Below are 15949 nucleotides of genomic sequence, written 5' to 3'. Positions count from 1 at the left end.
CCGCGCGTTGTATAGCGAAGTCTTGAGACTCTGAATACTGGCGTCGCTTACCGCAAAGCATATCTGTCACGGATGATAACTTCCAGGCTGTTGAATGGTCTGCTGTGCCGGTCTGTCCCTCGCACCACACCAGAGAGTCTTACCGAGCCATAAGTGGAATAATGCCCTGCAGAGGTAATGTCATTAGTGACGCATACCGTACCAGCAGAGAAAGGCAGAGGCGCTGGCAGTTGCCCCGGCATAGCAGACCGCCTGCCATCCCCAGTGGGCGTAAAGCTGGGTAGCTGCAATCGCGCCCAGTGCACTGCCCAGCGAGTAAAAGCACATATAGGCACCGACCAGACGACTGGCTGCCTCGGGCCGGGCAGCCACCAGCAGGCTCTGATTAATCACATGTACCGTCTGAATAGCGAAGTCGAGCAGGACCACCCCGACTATCAGCAGCAGTAGCGAGCTTTGCAGCGCGGCTATCGGCAGCCAGGAGAAGGTCAGCAGCACCAGGGCGAAGCCGGTGGCTTGCTGCCCCCGTCTCTGGTCAGCCCATGAGCCTGCTCTGGAGGCCGCCAGCGCCCCGGCCAGACCCGCCAGTCCGAACATCCCAATCGCGGTGTGAGTCAGCGACAGGTCCGTCAGCGGCAGTACCATCGAAGACCAGAGCATACTAAAGGCCGCAAAAATCAGCAGCGCGAGGATGCCTCGCCTGCGCAACAGCGGTTCCGTCCGGAACAGCCGAAAAACCGACAGTAACAGCTGAGTGTAGGGGGTGCGCTGCGCCTGGCCGGTTGTGGCGGGCAGCACTTGCACCAGTACCAGCGAGATCAGCAGTAACAGGCAGGCGGCCGTCAGAAAGACCGCGCGCCAGCCCGCCAGATCGGCAATCATCCCGGAAATAAAGCGCGCCAGCAGAATGCCGATCACAATGCCACTGGTCACGCTACCCACCACCTGTCCACGCTGCGTGGGTGACGCCAGCATGGCGGCCCAGGCCACCATCAGCTGCGTGACTACCGCCATTAACCCCACCAGCAGCATCGCACAGAGCAGCGTCATCAGGTCGGGCGCGAAAGCCGCGGCGGTTAACGCCAGCACGGAAAGCACCAGCTGGGCGAGCACCAGTTTTTTGCGGTTGATGCAGTCGCCTAACGGCACCAGAAAGAGTAATCCGAGGGCGTAGCCGGTCTGAGTGACCGTGACCACCGTGCCAATGGTGCCGGGAGAAACCTGCAGGCTGGTGGCTATCAATTCCAGCAACGGCTGCGCCGAATAAACATTGGCGACCGCCAGCGCAGAGGTGAGTGAGAACAAAAAGATCATCCGGGGCGAGAGCACCGGCATCGCGGCGGGCGATGGATCGGCTTCCTGAGCCTTGCATGTCGTCGTGGTCATAATTATGCCTTCTGGTTTTTATTTGAAACTGGATTGACATTATCATTAATCGAGCTGGTTTTTTTTTGCAACTTCTTTTCAAGGTGGCTAAGCTGGGTTCATCAGACAGGCAGAGTGAGAGAATAAAAATGGCTAAGCAGGAATCCCTGAGAACCAGCGAGTGTCCGGTTGCAAGAACCCTGGAGTCTATAGGTGAGCGCTGGTGCATGATGATCGTGCGTGAAGCCTTTGATGACGTCCGCAGATTCAGTGACTTCCAGCGCAACTTAGGGCTGGCGAAAAATATCCTGGCGTCGCGCCTGAAGCAGCTGGTGGAGATTGGGGTGTTTGAGATTGCGCCGGCCTCGGATGGCAGCGCCTACAGCGAATATGTCCTGACCGAAAGAGGCCGTTCACTGTTTCCGGTGGTGGTGGCTATGCGCCAGTGGGGCGAACGCTATCTGTTTGAAAAGGGCGAGACCCACTCGGTGTTGCTGGATAATGCGGAAGGCAAACCGCTGCCGCGTCTTGAAGTTTACTCGTCTCAGGGGCAGAAACTGGATCCCGCCGACTGCCATCGTCAGCGGGTCGTTGCTGAGGGTTAACCGTCGGAGTATCGCCTCCTCCCTGCACGCTGAGCCTGACCTACCTGGCATCGCACGCGATCCCGATCGGCGTTATCAGCCTGTCGATATCATCACATTTTCCAATGACAGGTTGCCTTGTAACTTTCAGATGTGCATGACATTCTCGCTAATTGTATAGACATGTAATTGCAACCAGGGATAGGGCAAATCACGCTTTCCGTTAACGCGTCTCTTACCGTTTCAGCGAGGAATCTATGTCGGTCAAATCATCCGTATCAGATTATTCAGGCGCAGAGAAACCGCGCCTGTCAGAAACCCGTTCTATTGATTACATCCCATTGCGTGAACGGCATGGTCATCCTTTTAGCCAGTTCACGCTCTGGTTTGGTGGCAACCTGCAAATTACCGCGATTGTTACGGGTGCGCTGGCCGTGGTACTGGGCGGCGATGTCATATGGTCCCTAATCGGCTTACTGGTGGGACAGATTCTGGGTGCAGCGATCATGTCGTTGCATGCGATCCAGGGTCCGCGTCTTGGGTTGCCGCAGATGATCACCAGCCGTATGCAGTTTGGCGTCTTCGGTGCCGTGATTCCTCTGGTGCTGGTCTGCATGATGTATGTGGGGTTTTCAGCCAGCGGGACGGTCCTGGCGGGGCAGGCCCTGGCTAAACTTGTCGGTGTCAGCAATGCAACCGGGATGATCCTGTTCAGCACCCTCATCGTGATCATTGCGGTGCTGGGCTATCGCGTGATTCATCAACTGGGGAAGGTGGCGAGCGTCATTGGCGTGTTAGCCTTTGCTTATCTGTTTATCACGCTGTTCACTACGCATGATTTATCCGCCGTGTGGCAGAATCAGCACTTTACCCCGGCAAATTTTCTGCTGGCGGTCTCTCTCTCTTCCTCCTGGCAGATTGCCTTCTGTCCTTATGTCTCGGACTATTCGCGCTACCTGCCAGCAGATGTCTCTGCGAAGAAACTCTTCAGCGCGGTATTTTTGGGCACCGTACTGGGCACCCAGGCGTCAATGACGCTGGGCGTGATCGTCGCGGCCATTGCCGGAAGTGCGTTTGCAGGCAATGAGGTCGGTTACATCGTGAGTATGGGCAGCACAACAACCATGGCTATGGTGATTTATTTCGCCATTTGCTTTGGGAAAATCACCTTTACCACGCTGAATGCGTACGGCAGTTTTATGTCACTGACCACTATTGTCTCTGGCTTCCGTCAGCAGACCACACTGAGTCGCGGCGGGCGCATACTGTTTGTGGTACTGATGGTGGCGCTGGCCTGCGTTATTGCTCTCCTCAGTGAACCGGCCTTTCTGAAATCCTTCACGCACTTCCTGCTCTTTTTGCTGGCTTTCTTTGTGCCCTGGAGCGCGATCAGCCTGACCGATTTTTATCTGATCACCAAAGGCAGCGTTGATGTCCCGGCGCTGTCTCAGCCGGACGGACGCTATGGACGCTGGAACCTTGCCGGTATTACCGTCTATTTTCTGGGGGTGCTGGTGCAACTGCCGTTTATCGATAATCCGCTGCATCACGGATCGCTGACCTGGATTTTTGCCGGTAATGATGTCTCGTGGATCGTCGGCTGGTTTGCGACGGCACTGTTGTGGCTTGTCGCCAGCCGCTGGGATCGCCGTGGCACACCTGAACAGTCAGTTTATCCTGCGGGGTGACAGATTAAGCCGCCGGGCGGCTGGCATTCAGGGAGAGTCAGCGCGGGTGAGTGATCACCCGCGTGTCAGGGAATCTGCGCGTTTTAAATCAGGCTGCTGAAACATCCGCCGTGCCGGTCTGCGCCTCAGCCACCAGCGGCTTCTCAGGCTGTAGCAGCGTCATCGCCAGCATGCTGCCGAAGGCGATGACTGCGGTGACGGTAAACATGGCGTTATAGCCGTAATATTGCGCCAGCCAGCCACAAAGCATCGGGGAGATAATTGCCGCCAGATTGGCTATCGCCAGTGTCATACCGCTGTAGGTACCCACCGACGCCTTCGGGGTGACATCAATCACCACCGACCAGTAGACATTATTCACCAGTGCATTCAGCGCATTGCCCAGGGTCATCAGTGCAATAATCCCGGCTGCCGACTGGACATAGGGAATGGCCATAAAGCAGCAGGCGGTGCCGCACAGCGTGACTGCGGCAAAGAGATTGCGCGCCAGACGCAAATTACGAAAGCGGGCCAGCAGGGCATCAGCAATGCGACCGCCCAGCAGCACTGTAATACAGGCACCGCTCCACGGAATCATCGCCACGTACCAGAGCGAGTGCAGGTCATAATGAAAATTATCCTGCAGATACTTCGGCATCCAGGTCACCAGGGTAAAGGTGATGTAAAGGAAGGAGAAGTAGCCGAGTGCGTTGCAGACCAGCGTGCGGCTGGTAAAGAAGCGCCACCAGGGCAGTGGAACGCCATCGCCGGCGCTGCGGCGCTGACCGCTCAGGATCAGCGTGCGTTCTGCTGCGCTGGTGTGGGGACTTTTATCCGGGCTGTCGCTGAACGTGCGGGCAAACAGCAGCATTGCCAGCAGAGAGAACACCCCAAGCAGGATAAACATCATGCGCCAGTCATGGGTCAGAAGCAGCAGGCCTACCGCAATCGGCGCGGTCAGCAGTGCGCCAACCTGCGTCGAGAGCAGGCCGATGCCCAGCGCAAAGCCGCGCTCGTTATCGGGTGCCCAGTGGGCGATCGCTTTGTTCATCAGCGCATAGGCCGGGCCTTCGGAAAAACCAAACAGGATGCGCAGGGCAGCAAAGCCCATAATGGCTGAGCCGCCAAACAGCGCCATGCCCAACTCTCCAGCCCAGGCGGTCGCGATTTCCAGCAGCGACCAGAGCACACCTGCCAGCAGCCAGACCTTTTTCGTGCCGATACGATCGGCAAGGAAGCCGCCACATAGCGAACCAAACAGATACCCAAAGCCAAAATATCCCAGCACTGCGCCAAGCTGGACTTTGCTGAAGTGGTACTCGGTCGCAATGGCGTTGGCTGCAAATGACAGGGCGCCACGATCGATGTAATTGATCAGGGCGATCAGGAACAGCAGTGAAAATATGGTGTAACGGTAACGACGGGTATTCATCTTACTTCTCCTGATTAAGTGTCTCAGGAGGACTCAAGCAAGATTGATGCCGGAAAGAAAATTTGCCCGGCTAACACTGGCAGGTAGCGTGCCCGGGCAGTTTACTCTGCCCGAAACGGTATTCGCTGATCTCGCTAATTATTTGCCTGCGCATCAATGCGGTGCAGTTGCTGCCTGACAATGGTGAGTCTTACGCGGCGTTATGATGGCTCGGGCTGACGTGGGGCAGTGGGATAACCACGGCTTCGGCTTCGGCTTCGGCTTCGGCTTCGGCTTCGGCTTCTGTGTCCGGCATTTTGTTCAATGATTCGCCGACGTGTTGCAAAATCTGCCGCTGGTAAGTTGCATCGGCCACGGTAGTCTGTTCACTCAGCAGCACGCCCGCTTCATTGACGTTTTTGCCTTCTACTTTTATTTTTTTGGTGGCACTGGCCAGCATCCACTCATATTCAATGTCAACGTGACCGCTATCGATACAGCGGATACCGCGCTGACTTAAATCATACGCCAGTACCGTTGCCGTCGGCCCTAAAGAAATCAAGACCAGATCAAAGTTGACGGCATTCTCTAATACGGTATCAAAAAGACGGTCATAAACGGAAAAGGCATTACGGTTCAGCGTGGTAATACGTTTAACGTCGCTTGCGCCATCCAGTAAATCATTGCCTAAACCGAGACGTGTGCCACTGCCCTCAACAATTAATACCCGACGGCCCTGATAAAGCTGTTTGAATTTATCAAATATCGTCCGGGAAAGTTTTTTAACTTTATAATCGTGATAAGGGCGGGTGACAGACGTATTTCCATACCGGACCTGTTGATTCAGCAGAGTCTCATAATGTTTAAAGTAAAATGATTTATGGAAGAACCAAAACAGGGCCGATCCATTTTTCATATTACGGGTAGTGCGAAAGGCATCCGGCAGACAAATCAGGCAGTTCGGATTAGCCGCAGCGTCCTGTTGCAGCAAGGCTTTGAGCCGCCCTGACAGTTTTGGATCAAAGGGCTGAAAACCGATATTTTTATACCAGGTCATTTCAAGTTCGCCGTCGCCGTAACGGGCCAGAGATAATTGTGGATTACGTAATAACAGATCAATTGTTTCTTCTATCGACATTACGGAATAACGCTTTACTCGTGCCTGAGCAGCAGGGTAGCGAATAGCTGCATTTAAAAACTTAAACGGAAAACGAAACTTGCGGTAAATAGCGTTGAGTGCGGACATAGTCAACCTGCCTGGGTTATTGCTGCCAGAGAAAATCCTGCCTGCTGGCTGGATAAAGAGAAGTGAGAAGAATGAAATATATCACAATTAGATTTCGCGTCATGCTACGGAATGTCTGAATTACTCTTCAGTCCCGGAACGACTTCTTTTATTAATCTATATATTTTTGAGGTTAAAGTGACAGAAATCATGACAGCGTAAAGTCAACTGCCAGATTTAATAATGTGAAAATCATTGACACCGCATGAGTGCTGATACTCTTTCTGTTTAAAAAAGGAAAAGAATAACATTCCCGCTTTCAGCAATAAGAGTTATTGCAGGGCGGTGCAAACAAACCATTATGATTATTTGACGTTAAAAATTGTCCATCAATTACACTTAAGCCAGCTTTATAGAAGCGATGCTTGTCTGATATTTGTTCGCCTTTGAACAAAAGGTGCGATAGTTAGCGGCCTATGGTTAACATTTTGTGATGTATATCTCGTTATTCTCCCTTCAGAAAGTAAAAAAAGCGGTCTGAATACCTCTGAAGGTAACATTTACAATAAATATTGCTAATGATTTACGCCTGTACACGTTTTTACATATTTCACACGTAAGTTAAAATCTCGTTGAATTTATGTTTCCAGCTTAACTTACCTATCGTCGCTAATGACCCGAGGAAGGATCATGATCAATAAATTAACCAGTATAATCATGGTGATATTTGCTATCGCCCTGATTTACATGGGAGGACAACTCCTGCTGGCAGGAGGCAGCGCGTTCTATGCGCTGATGGGTGCAGGCGTTTTGCTCAGCGCTATTCTGCTATTAATGAACAAGCGCAGTGCGCTGACCCTCTATGCGCTGCTGATGTGGGTCACACTCATCTGGACTATCTGGGAAGTGGGCTTCGACAAATGGCAGTGGATCCCGCGCGGTGACCTCTTTGGTGTGCTGGGCGTCTGGCTGGCTCTGCCGTGGGTGGTTCGTCCGCTTTATCAGGGACAGCGTCGCTTCCATCCGTTCCTCGGCGGCTCAGTGGTGCTGATGGTACTGCTGGTGGCTGGCCTCTGCTTCTACGATCCGTTGCCGCAGCAGGGCACTATCAATACGCCGCGTAACGCCTCTGCGACCGGCGGTGCCGCTGACGAGTGGAGCGCCTATGGCGGAACCGCGGATGGCCAGCGCTTCTCGGCGCTGAAGCAGATCACCAAAGATAACGTCAACGATCTGGAAGTGGCCTGGACCTATCACACCGGCGATCTGCGTCAGGGTGATGATGCGACCGAATACACCTTTGAAGCGACGCCGCTGAAAGCCAACGGCATGCTTTACTTCTGTACGCCGCACAACGAAGTCCATGCGCTTGACCCGGAAACGGGTGCGGTGAAGTGGAAAACCGCGCCGGATAAAAACCGCTCTTATCTGCAGCAGCATCAGACCTGTCGCGGCGTGAGCTATTTCGATGCCGGTCAGCAGGTGCAACAGCAGACGGGCGCAGCACCGGCCATCTGCCGCAAGCGTATCTTTAACGCGACCACCGATGCCCGCCTGCTGGCGCTGGATGCCGACACCGGCAAGCCGTGCGCTGACTTTGGTGACAACGGTGTGGTGAACCTGCGCGCCAACATGGGCGAGGTGCGTCCGCATGCGCTGATGCAGACCTCAGCACCGCTGGTGGCAGGCAATCTGGTGATTGTCGGCGGCTCAGTGATGGATAACGGCTTCAACAGCGGCAACCCATCGGGTGTGATCCGTGCCTATGACGCCGTCAGTGGTCGTCTGGTGTGGAACTTCGATCCGGCTAACCCGGATAACACCGCGCCCGTCGCTGCAGGAGCCACCTATCCGCAGGATACCCCGATCGCCTGGGCTACCCTTAGCGCGGACCTGAAAAACGGCCTGGTCTATGTGCCGTTTGGTAATGCCTCGCCGGATGAAGTAGGGATTGAACGCGATCCAGCCAGCAACACCGAGAAATTCCGTGATGCGCTGGTGGCGCTTGATCTGAAAACCGGTGCGTTCAAATGGCGCTATCAGAGTTCGAACCACGACTTGTGGGATCGTGATAACCCATCACAGCCCTCGCTGGTAGATATTAACTATCAGGGCAAGCCGCAGCCTGCGGTGATCCTGCCGACCAAAACCGGCAACCTGTTTGTGCTGAATCGCCTGACTGGCGAACCGGTTTACCCGGTAGAGCAGGTTAAGGTCTCTACCGATGGCATTAAGGGCGAGCAGTATGCGGCGACCCAGCCGGTCTCCAGCCTGAACTTCATCCCGCAACCACTGACTGAGAAGTCGATGTGGGGCATCACGCCGTTTGATCAGATGGCCTGCCGCACCACCTTCCGTGAGTTGCGCTATGACGGTAACCCGTGGACGCCGCCAACCGAGAAAGGCTCGCTGATCTTCCCGGGCAATATCGGGGTGTTTAACTGGGGTTCCGTGGCTGTTGACCCACAGCGTCAGATGCTGATTGCGGCACCGGTACGCCTGGCTTACAAATACAACCTGATTAAGCGCACGCCGGAAACCGAAACGCAGCGTACCTTCACCAAAGATGGCACGCCGTACTGGAATGAGAACTTCCACGGTGACTACGCGATTCACATCCAGCAGATGGCGTCGGGACTGGGTATTCCCTGCATCGCGCCACCGTGGGGACGGATGGTGGGTGTGGATCTGACCACCGGCAAAACCGAATGGCTGCGCCGCGTCGGCACCACCAAAAACCTCAAGACCAGCTTCCTGCCTGGCCGCTTCCCGATCGGTTTCCCGATGGGGATGGTGGCGCACGGCGGACCGCTGCTGACGGCGGGTGATCTGGTGTTCCACGGCGCAACGGCAGATAACTTCTTCCGTGCTTACGACAGCACCACTGGCGAACTGCTGTGGCAGACTGAACTCAGCGCCGGAGCGCAGGCCACGCCATCCACCTTTATGGGTAAAGATGGCAAGCAGTACGTGGTGATTGCCGCAGGCGGCCACGGCTCGCTCGGCACCACGCAGGGCGACAGTGTTGTCGCTTTCCGTCTGAAGTAAGTCATCTCGTCCCGCTGAGCGCCGCCCTGGCGCTCAGCTTTTTTCATTTCTTTCTCTGCCAGATTCCACGCCCGGCTTCTCACGACAACCCGTTGTCTTTCAATTAAATTCTCCCTCCACTGCCTGTTATTCATCTGATAACACACCGAAACTATTTCGTGACAGTGCTCCCGGTTTAGAGATTTCCCCATCCTGACAGACTTGCGCATTAAGCCGCGAGGCGTAGATTAATATATAACTTCACAATTAATCGTGAATATGAAAAGTACTTCACAATACGCACTCTGAAGGATTGAGCCTCATGTCGGAACTGAAATTTGCTACCCGTCTCAACTCGTTCGCCTCGGGCGCACACCTCTACTGGCCTGACCTGCAGGGCAAGCCGTCGGTTCTCCAGATGGTTGCCCGTGCGGGAAAGGTAAATGGCTTAACACATCTCGATCTTAACTTTCCGCAGCATCTCACCACTGACATCGCCACTCTGCGCCAGGCGATTGAGGATGCGGGCCTGGCGGTAAATGGCATGCAGATGCGCTGGGATGCACCTCAGTTCAAAATCGGTGCATTTACGCATCCGGATGCGAAAGTGCGTCGTGAAGCGATCGAGCTGACCAAGCGCGGTATCGATGCGGGTCGGGAGTTTGGTTCCCGACTGATGACCCTGTGGATGGGGCAGGATGGATTTGATTACTGCTTCCAGGCCGACTACAAAAAGATCTGGGAGGATGCGGTCAGCGCTGTACGTGAAGTGGCAGAGTACGCGCCGGATGTCGACGTCAGCATCGAATATAAACCGAATGAGCCTCGCGCCTACAGCATCTTCCCCAACGCGACCACCTGTCTGCTGGCAGTGGAAGAGGCCGGCTGCGCCAATCTGGGTATCACGCTGGATTTCGCGCACGTCCTGTTTGCCAATGAGATCCCGGCTTACGCTGCTGCGATGGTGGCACGCCGCTCACGGCTGCTGGGACTGGACCTGAATGACGGCTGGGGCAAACGTGACGACGGACTGATGGTTGCCTCCGTGAATCCGCGCGCCACGCTGGAGTTTCTCTGGCAGATGCAGCGTGACGGCTACAGTGGCGCTTACTACTTCGATACCTTCCCGGATGCCAGCGGTCTGGACCCGATTCGTGAAGCAGAGAGCAACATCGCCACCGTTAAGCGCCTGCTCAGACTCTGTGACCAGCTGCACGGTAACGCGGCATTACTGGCGGCCATTGCGCGTCAGGATGCGGTGGCTTCCCAGCAGATAGTCAACGACATCATGCTGGCTCGCTGACAGTCGATTAATCCTAAGAACATCACACCTCTACCCACATGCTGAGACTATAAAAATGAAAAAACGCCTGCTTGCCTTTATCGCTTCTTCACTGCTCTGCAGCACAGTTTATGCGGCAGATCTGGCACCGCTGCAATCCGACACTGAACCGGATCGCACCGACTGGACCCAGCTTGATACTAAATATGGCGCGCTGCCGAAAGTCGACAAGTCGCTGAAAATTGGCGGGGTATCAAAAACCCTCACTAATGAGTACTGGCGCCTGCTCGGCCAGGGCTACCAGGACGCGGCGAAAAAGTATGGCATTACCGTCGAGTACCAGGCGGCAGCCAATGAGGACGATCAGCTTGGTCAGCTGTCGATTGCAGAGACCCTGATCTCCCAGGGCTTTAACGGCCTGCTGGTTTCGCCGCAGACCGACATCAACCTGCAGCCTGCGCTGGAGAGTGCGAACAGCAAGAATATCCCGGTGGTGAACGTCAACGATGCGGTGATGCCGAATGCGCGTTACTACGTCGGCAACGTGCAGAAAGATAACGGTGTGCGGGTCGCGAAGTGGTTTATTCAGCATCATCCGCAGGGCGGGAAAGTCGCGGTGATTGAAGGGCAGCCAGGCGTGTATGCCGCCGGACAGCGTACCCGTGGCTTCAAAGAGACACTGGACGCAAATGGCAAGTTCACCATTGTTGCCAGCGTGCCGGCGAACTGGAGTCGCGAGCAGGCCTTTAATGCGGCGTCAACCATCCTTCAGCAGCATCCTGACCTGATCGGCTTCTATGCGAACAACGACACCATGGCGCTGGGCGTGGTGGAAGCAGTGAGGGCGCAGAACAAAGCGTCACAGGTGGCGATCTTTGGCACTGACGGCATTTCGGATGCGTACGCCTCAATCAAGCGCGGCGAGCTGACCGGCACGGTGGACAGCTTCCCGGTGCTGACCGGTGAAGTGGCGATGGACGTCATGATCCGTCTGATCAATGGACAGAAACTGTCGCGCGTTATCTCCACGCCACAGGCGTTGATCACTAAAGAGAACGTCGACGCGTTCTCGACCAAAGACAACAACCGGTTGCGTGAGCTGCTGGCTCAGCAATAGTCGGCGGAGGCGGGTATGGAACAGTTTCGCTTAATGATGCGCGGCATCAACAAAAGTTACGGTAACGCCGCCGCACTGCAGGAGGTCGATTTTTCAGTGCGACCCGGCGAGGTGCATGCGCTGATTGGGGAAAACGGCGCGGGTAAATCGACACTGCTGAATATCCTCTCAGGCGTGCGCGGCGCTGACAGCGGAGAGATCAGCGTTAATGGCAACAGAGTGCAGATTCGCAGCCCGCTCAGTGCACGTCAGGCCGGTATCGCCATGATTCACCAGGAGTTGCAGCATGTTCCTGAGCTTTCCGTGGCGCAGAACATGTTCCTGGGTCGCCCGCTGACCCGTGCCGGTGGTTGGTGGGTGGATAAAAAAGCGCAGCTGGCGCGGGCGACGCTGATTCTGAAGACGCTGGATCCCACTATCGATCCCGATACGCCGATCAGAAATCTCAAGGTGTCGCAGCAGCAGATTGTTGAGATCGCCCGTGCGCTGCTGGATGACGCAAAAATCATCGCCATGGATGAGCCGACTTCCAGTCTGACGCCCCGCGAGTTCGACCGGCTGGCGGAGCTGATAGGCGATCTGAAGTCGACCGGCGTCTCGCTGATCTATGTGTCGCACAAGATGAATGAGATTTTCCGGGTCTGCGACCGCGCCACCATTATGCGTGACGGAAAGCAGGTGGGTGTGGTCAACATCAGTGATGAGGATGAGGAGAGCATTGTCGCCAAAATGGTCGGACGGAAGATCGACAAACTCGACCATCAGGCGTTTGTCAGCGAACGCGAGGTGCTGCGGGTAGAGGATCTGACGCGGGGCAATGACGTGGTAGCCGCCAGTTTCAGCGTGCGAGCTGGTGAAGTACTGGGCATTGCCGGGCTGGTGGGTGCGGGGCGGACCGAACTGCTCAAGCTGATTGCCGGCATCGACAGGCGTACCGGTGGCACGGTGAGCGTCAACGGCACCGCAGTGCAGAACCACAACGTGCGTGCGGCGATCAAAGCAGGTATTGGCCTGGTGCCGGAGGATCGCAAGAAAGAGGGCATCATTAAAGAGCGGGCGGTGAAGATGAACATGGCGCTGCCGTCGATGCACCGCTTCACGCTGGCGGGGCTGATGAACCATGCCCGGCTCGACCGTGAGGCGCTGAGGGTGATGGGCGACCTCAAACTGCGTCCGCTCGACATTGAGAAAACCATCGGCACGCTGAGCGGCGGCAATCAGCAAAAAGTGATTATTGGCCGCTGGGTGGCGGCGGATGCCAATGTGTTTCTGTTTGATGAGCCGACGCGTGGCATCGACATTGGCGCTAAGTCTGAGATCTATCACCTGATTGAGAAACTGGCGCAGGCGGGCAAAGCCATTGTCGTGGTGTCGTCAGAGATGACCGAGATTATGCGCATCTCTGACCGGGTGCTGGTGATGCGCGAGGGGCGTATCACCAAAGAGCTCACTGGCAGCGCTATCACCGAAGAGAACATTGCCCGCTATGCCATTAAAGATATCGACCAGACCGCCTGACCGCTTACCTGACACTATTTAAGGTTAATATTATGACGACTCAGACCTCCACCGCGCCAGGTACCCGACCCGCGCTGCGGCTTAAATTTAACGTGCGTGATGCCGGTACTTTAATTGGCCTGTTGATTATCGTGGTGACATTTTCGTTTCTGTCGCCGGTCTTTTTCACGCTGCCAAATCTGCTGAATATATTGCAGCAGTCTTCGATCAACGCCCTGATTGCTCTGGGCATGACGCTGGTGATTATCTCCGGCGGGATTGACCTTTCGGTTGGCCCCACTGCGGCGCTCTCAGCGGTGCTGGGTGCCACGCTGATGACCCTGGGTGTGCCGGTGCCGCTGGCGATTCTCGCGACGCTGGGCGTCGGCGCGATGTGCGGGCTGTTCAGCGGTTCGCTGATTGCCTATGCCGGGCTGCAGCCGTTTATCGTTACGCTGGGCGGCCTGTCGCTGTTCCGGGCTATCGCGCTGATTTATACCGGCGGCAATCCGGTCTTTGGCATTCCGCTGGCGTTCCGCAGCCTGATCAATAGCACGGTGCTGGGTATTCCGACGCCGATTGTGATTGTGGCGGTGATTGCGCTGCTGCTCTGGACGGTGATGAATAAGACCCCGCTGGGGGAATATATTCTGGCGATCGGTGGTAATGAAGAGGCGGCGCGGGTCGCGGGTGTGCCGGTGAAGCGCACCAAGGTGACGGTTTACATCTTCTCCGGTCTGCTGGCGTCACTCGCTTCGCTGATTCTGATTGGTCGTCTGGGCGCTGCCGAGCCGACTATCGGCAACCTGTGGGAGCTGGACGCTATCGCGGCGGCGGCCATTGGCGGTGCATCATTGATGGGCGGCAAGGGCAGTATTTTCGGCACGCTGATTGGCGTGGTGATCCTCGGGGTGTTACGTAATGGCCTGACCTTACTGAACATTCAGGCCTTTTACCAATTGCTCGCTACCGGCCTTATTATTATCATAGCGATGTTGATTGACCGGGCGACCCGAGGCAAGTAATGAAGCAAGATCCGCGAGCCATTGGCGCTCAGATTCGTATGCGTTTGCCCCAACTGACGCCGTTAGAACGCCGTGTGGCGGAGGCGATAATTGCCCGAACCGACATGACTGAGCAGTCGTCTTTAAAGGAGATTGCGCAGGAGAATAATGTCTCTGAAGCGATGATCGTTAAGATTACAAAAAAACTTAACTTCACCGGCTTCAGGCATTTCAGAAGTGGTCTGATCTATTACAACCAGTCTGAAGTGGCGGGACTGCATGCGGAAATTGAGCCGGATGATTCGTCGGAGCAGTTGCTGGCCAAAGTCTTCAGAACCTCTATCCAGGCCATCGAAGAAACATTATCGATTCTGGATGTCTCTGAATTCAATCGTGCGGCGGATATCATCTTTAAAGCGCGTCATATCGATCTCTATGCTGTCGGCGGCTCTGCCGCCGTGGCGCGGGACCTGTCGCACAAGATGCTGAAGATTGGCATCAAGTCGACCGCCTATGACGACGCCCACATCATGCTGATGTCAGCCGCCGTGTTATCTGATGACGATGTGGTTATCGCCATCAGCCATTCGGGTGCGACACGTGCAGTGAACGATCCGGTTAAACTGGCGGGAAAGAATGGCGCGAAAGTGATCGCCATTACTAACTACGCCGAATCCCCGATCGCGCAGAGTGCGCATGTGGTCCTCAATTCAACCTCTCAGGGATCGCATCTGTTGGGTGAAAACGCCGCGTCACGCATCGCCCAGCTCAATATTCTGGATGCGCTGTTTGTCGCTATCGCCAAGAAAGATCTGAAGCGGGCGGAGAAGAACCTGATGAAAACCCAGCATGCGGTTCAGGATCTGCGGGAATTCTAGCTATGAGCAAAATTGCAGTCACCGGCAGTCTTCATTACGACATTATGCTGGACGCACACCATCGCCCGGAGAAAGGCGAAACGGTGATGGGCAGCGCCTGTCACTATAAGTTCGGCGGCAAGGGCGGGAATCAGGCGGTCGCGGCGGCCCGTGCGGGCGCAGCAGTGCGTTTTGCCGGGTCGGTGGGGCGCGATCAGCAGGGGAAATTCCTGCTGGATCATCTGCAGCAGGCCGGTGTCGATTGTACGCAGGTGAGTGTGACCGATGCGCTTCCCTCCGGCATGAGCGTGGCGATTACCGATGCTGAAGGGGATTACGGCGCGGTAGTGGTCTCTAATGCCAATCAGCAAATCCCGCTTGAGACCTTTGCACAGCCAGGCTTCTGGCAGGATGTTTCGCTGCTGGTGCTGCAAAACGAAGTCCCGGAGGCGGTAAATCTCTGCGCGGCACAGGCGGCACGGCAGCGGGGGATTACGGTCTGTGTGAATGCTGCACCTGCCCGGACATTGTCAGCGGGGTTTGAGGGCTGTATCGATCTGCTGGTGGTGAACGCCATCGAAGCGCGCGATATGTGCGGGATTAACGTGCAGGATCTGACTTCAGCGCGTGCTGCTGCGGCATCGCTGGCGGGACGCTTTGCCCGCGTGGTGGTGACAGCAGGTGAACACGGAGTGGCTTACAGCGAGGCAGGAGAGACGCACACGCTGGTGGCGCAAAAGGTGACGCTGGTCAGTACACACGGTGCCGGGGATTGCTTTGTCGGGGTGTTGTGTCAGCGCCTGAGTCTTGGCGCAACGCTGGGAGAGGCGGTCAGTGACGCTAATCGTGCGGCTGCCGAACACGTTTCACGGCAGCCGCATTGATTCATCGCATTGATTAATAGATAGCGTGC

12 protein-coding genes are annotated in these 15949 nt (G+C 55.7%); 9 read left to right on the top strand and 3 right to left on the bottom strand.

Features of this window, described 5'->3' with window-relative positions; genetic code table 11:
* Positions 1–183: 183 nt before the first annotated feature.
* Positions 184–1386 carry an MFS transporter gene (locus KTJ90_RS09910; protein WP_499024391.1) on the bottom strand — a complete coding sequence of 401 codons (1203 nt, stop codon included), beginning with the start codon at positions 1384–1386 and terminating at the stop codon, positions 184–186.
* A 128-nt stretch (positions 1387–1514) separates the two neighbouring features.
* Between KTJ90_RS09910 and KTJ90_RS09905 the strand changes: the two genes are divergently transcribed.
* Entirely contained in the window at positions 1515–1970 is a 456-nt protein-coding gene (locus KTJ90_RS09905; protein ID WP_008925175.1) for a winged helix-turn-helix transcriptional regulator, read from the top strand.
* 236 nt (positions 1971–2206) lie between these two features.
* Positions 2207–3637, top strand: a complete 1431-nt coding sequence (locus tag KTJ90_RS09900) for a purine-cytosine permease family protein (protein WP_003853564.1) — start codon at positions 2207–2209, stop codon at positions 3635–3637.
* 88 nt (positions 3638–3725) lie between these two features.
* Here the strand turns inward: KTJ90_RS09900 and KTJ90_RS09895 are convergent, their stop codons facing one another.
* A complete protein-coding gene (locus tag KTJ90_RS09895) occupies positions 3726–5048 on the bottom strand; it encodes an MFS transporter (protein ID WP_105099188.1) in 1323 nt (440 codons plus the stop codon).
* Positions 5049–5238: 190 nt separating this feature from the next.
* Positions 5239–6273 (bottom strand): GT-D fold domain-containing glycosyltransferase, encoded by a 1035-nt coding sequence (locus tag KTJ90_RS09890; RefSeq protein ID WP_499024386.1) that lies wholly within the window; start codon positions 6271–6273, stop codon positions 5239–5241.
* A gap of 669 nt (positions 6274–6942) precedes the next feature.
* On the opposite strand from KTJ90_RS09890, the gene KTJ90_RS09885 reads away from it, so the two are divergent.
* The 7 genes from KTJ90_RS09885 (at position 6943) to KTJ90_RS09855 (ending at position 15920) form a co-directional block, all read left to right on the top strand.
* Complete coding sequence (locus KTJ90_RS09885) at positions 6943–9300, top strand: membrane-bound PQQ-dependent dehydrogenase, glucose/quinate/shikimate family (RefSeq protein WP_275770066.1); 2358 nt, start codon at positions 6943–6945, stop codon at positions 9298–9300.
* Positions 9301–9601: 301 nt separating this feature from the next.
* Positions 9602–10582 (top strand): TIM barrel protein, encoded by a 981-nt coding sequence (locus KTJ90_RS09880; protein ID WP_003853574.1) that lies wholly within the window; start codon positions 9602–9604, stop codon positions 10580–10582.
* A gap of 55 nt (positions 10583–10637) precedes the next feature.
* Positions 10638–11678 carry a sugar ABC transporter substrate-binding protein gene (locus KTJ90_RS09875; protein WP_003853575.1) on the top strand — a complete coding sequence of 347 codons (1041 nt, stop codon included), beginning with the start codon at positions 10638–10640 and terminating at the stop codon, positions 11676–11678.
* Between the two features lie 15 nt (positions 11679–11693).
* Positions 11694–13196, top strand: coding sequence for a sugar ABC transporter ATP-binding protein (locus KTJ90_RS09870; RefSeq protein WP_008925180.1), 1503 nt, complete (start codon positions 11694–11696; stop codon positions 13194–13196).
* A gap of 32 nt (positions 13197–13228) precedes the next feature.
* Positions 13229–14200, top strand: coding sequence for an ABC transporter permease (locus KTJ90_RS09865; RefSeq protein ID WP_003853579.1), 972 nt, complete (start codon positions 13229–13231; stop codon positions 14198–14200).
* Positions 14200–15057 carry a MurR/RpiR family transcriptional regulator gene (locus tag KTJ90_RS09860; protein WP_008925181.1) on the top strand — a complete coding sequence of 286 codons (858 nt, stop codon included), beginning with the start codon at positions 14200–14202 and terminating at the stop codon, positions 15055–15057. Before KTJ90_RS09865 ends, KTJ90_RS09860 begins: the two co-directional genes overlap by 1 nt.
* 2 nt (positions 15058–15059) lie before the next feature.
* On the top strand, positions 15060–15920 hold the full coding sequence (locus KTJ90_RS09855) for a carbohydrate kinase family protein (RefSeq protein WP_499024379.1): 861 nt from the start codon (positions 15060–15062) through the stop codon (positions 15918–15920).
* The last annotated feature ends 29 nt before the right edge of the window (positions 15921–15949 follow it).

It is taken from the genome of Pantoea jilinensis (assembly GCF_019104105.1).
In the GTDB taxonomy this organism is placed as follows: Bacteria; Pseudomonadota; Gammaproteobacteria; order Enterobacterales; family Enterobacteriaceae; genus Pantoea; species Pantoea eucalypti.
The sequence above is the reverse complement of the archived record's forward strand: the minus strand, read 5'-3'. Positions and strand labels throughout refer to the sequence as shown.

Excerpts from the sequence above, each read along its gene's own strand:
- KTJ90_RS09890 (WP_499024386.1), bottom strand. The coding sequence starts at position 6,273 with ATGTCCGCACTCAACGCTATTTACCGCAAGTTTCGTTTTCCGTTTAAG.
- KTJ90_RS09860 (WP_008925181.1), top strand. The coding sequence starts at position 14,200 with ATGAAGCAAGATCCGCGAGCCATTGGCGCTCAGATTCGTATGCGTTTG.
- KTJ90_RS09880 (WP_003853574.1), top strand. The coding sequence starts at position 9,602 with ATGTCGGAACTGAAATTTGCTACCCGTCTCAACTCGTTCGCCTCGGGC.
- KTJ90_RS09870 (WP_008925180.1), top strand. The coding sequence starts at position 11,694 with ATGGAACAGTTTCGCTTAATGATGCGCGGCATCAACAAAAGTTACGGT.
- KTJ90_RS09900 (WP_003853564.1), top strand. The coding sequence starts at position 2,207 with ATGTCGGTCAAATCATCCGTATCAGATTATTCAGGCGCAGAGAAACCG.
- KTJ90_RS09865 (WP_003853579.1), top strand. The coding sequence starts at position 13,229 with ATGACGACTCAGACCTCCACCGCGCCAGGTACCCGACCCGCGCTGCGG.
- KTJ90_RS09905 (WP_008925175.1), top strand. The coding sequence starts at position 1,515 with ATGGCTAAGCAGGAATCCCTGAGAACCAGCGAGTGTCCGGTTGCAAGA.
- KTJ90_RS09885 (WP_275770066.1), top strand. The coding sequence starts at position 6,943 with ATGATCAATAAATTAACCAGTATAATCATGGTGATATTTGCTATCGCC.
- KTJ90_RS09875 (WP_003853575.1), top strand. The coding sequence starts at position 10,638 with ATGAAAAAACGCCTGCTTGCCTTTATCGCTTCTTCACTGCTCTGCAGC.
- KTJ90_RS09855 (WP_499024379.1), top strand. The coding sequence starts at position 15,060 with ATGAGCAAAATTGCAGTCACCGGCAGTCTTCATTACGACATTATGCTG.
- KTJ90_RS09895 (WP_105099188.1), bottom strand. The coding sequence starts at position 5,048 with ATGAATACCCGTCGTTACCGTTACACCATATTTTCACTGCTGTTCCTG.
- KTJ90_RS09910 (WP_499024391.1), bottom strand. The coding sequence starts at position 1,386 with ATGACCACGACGACATGCAAGGCTCAGGAAGCCGATCCATCGCCCGCC.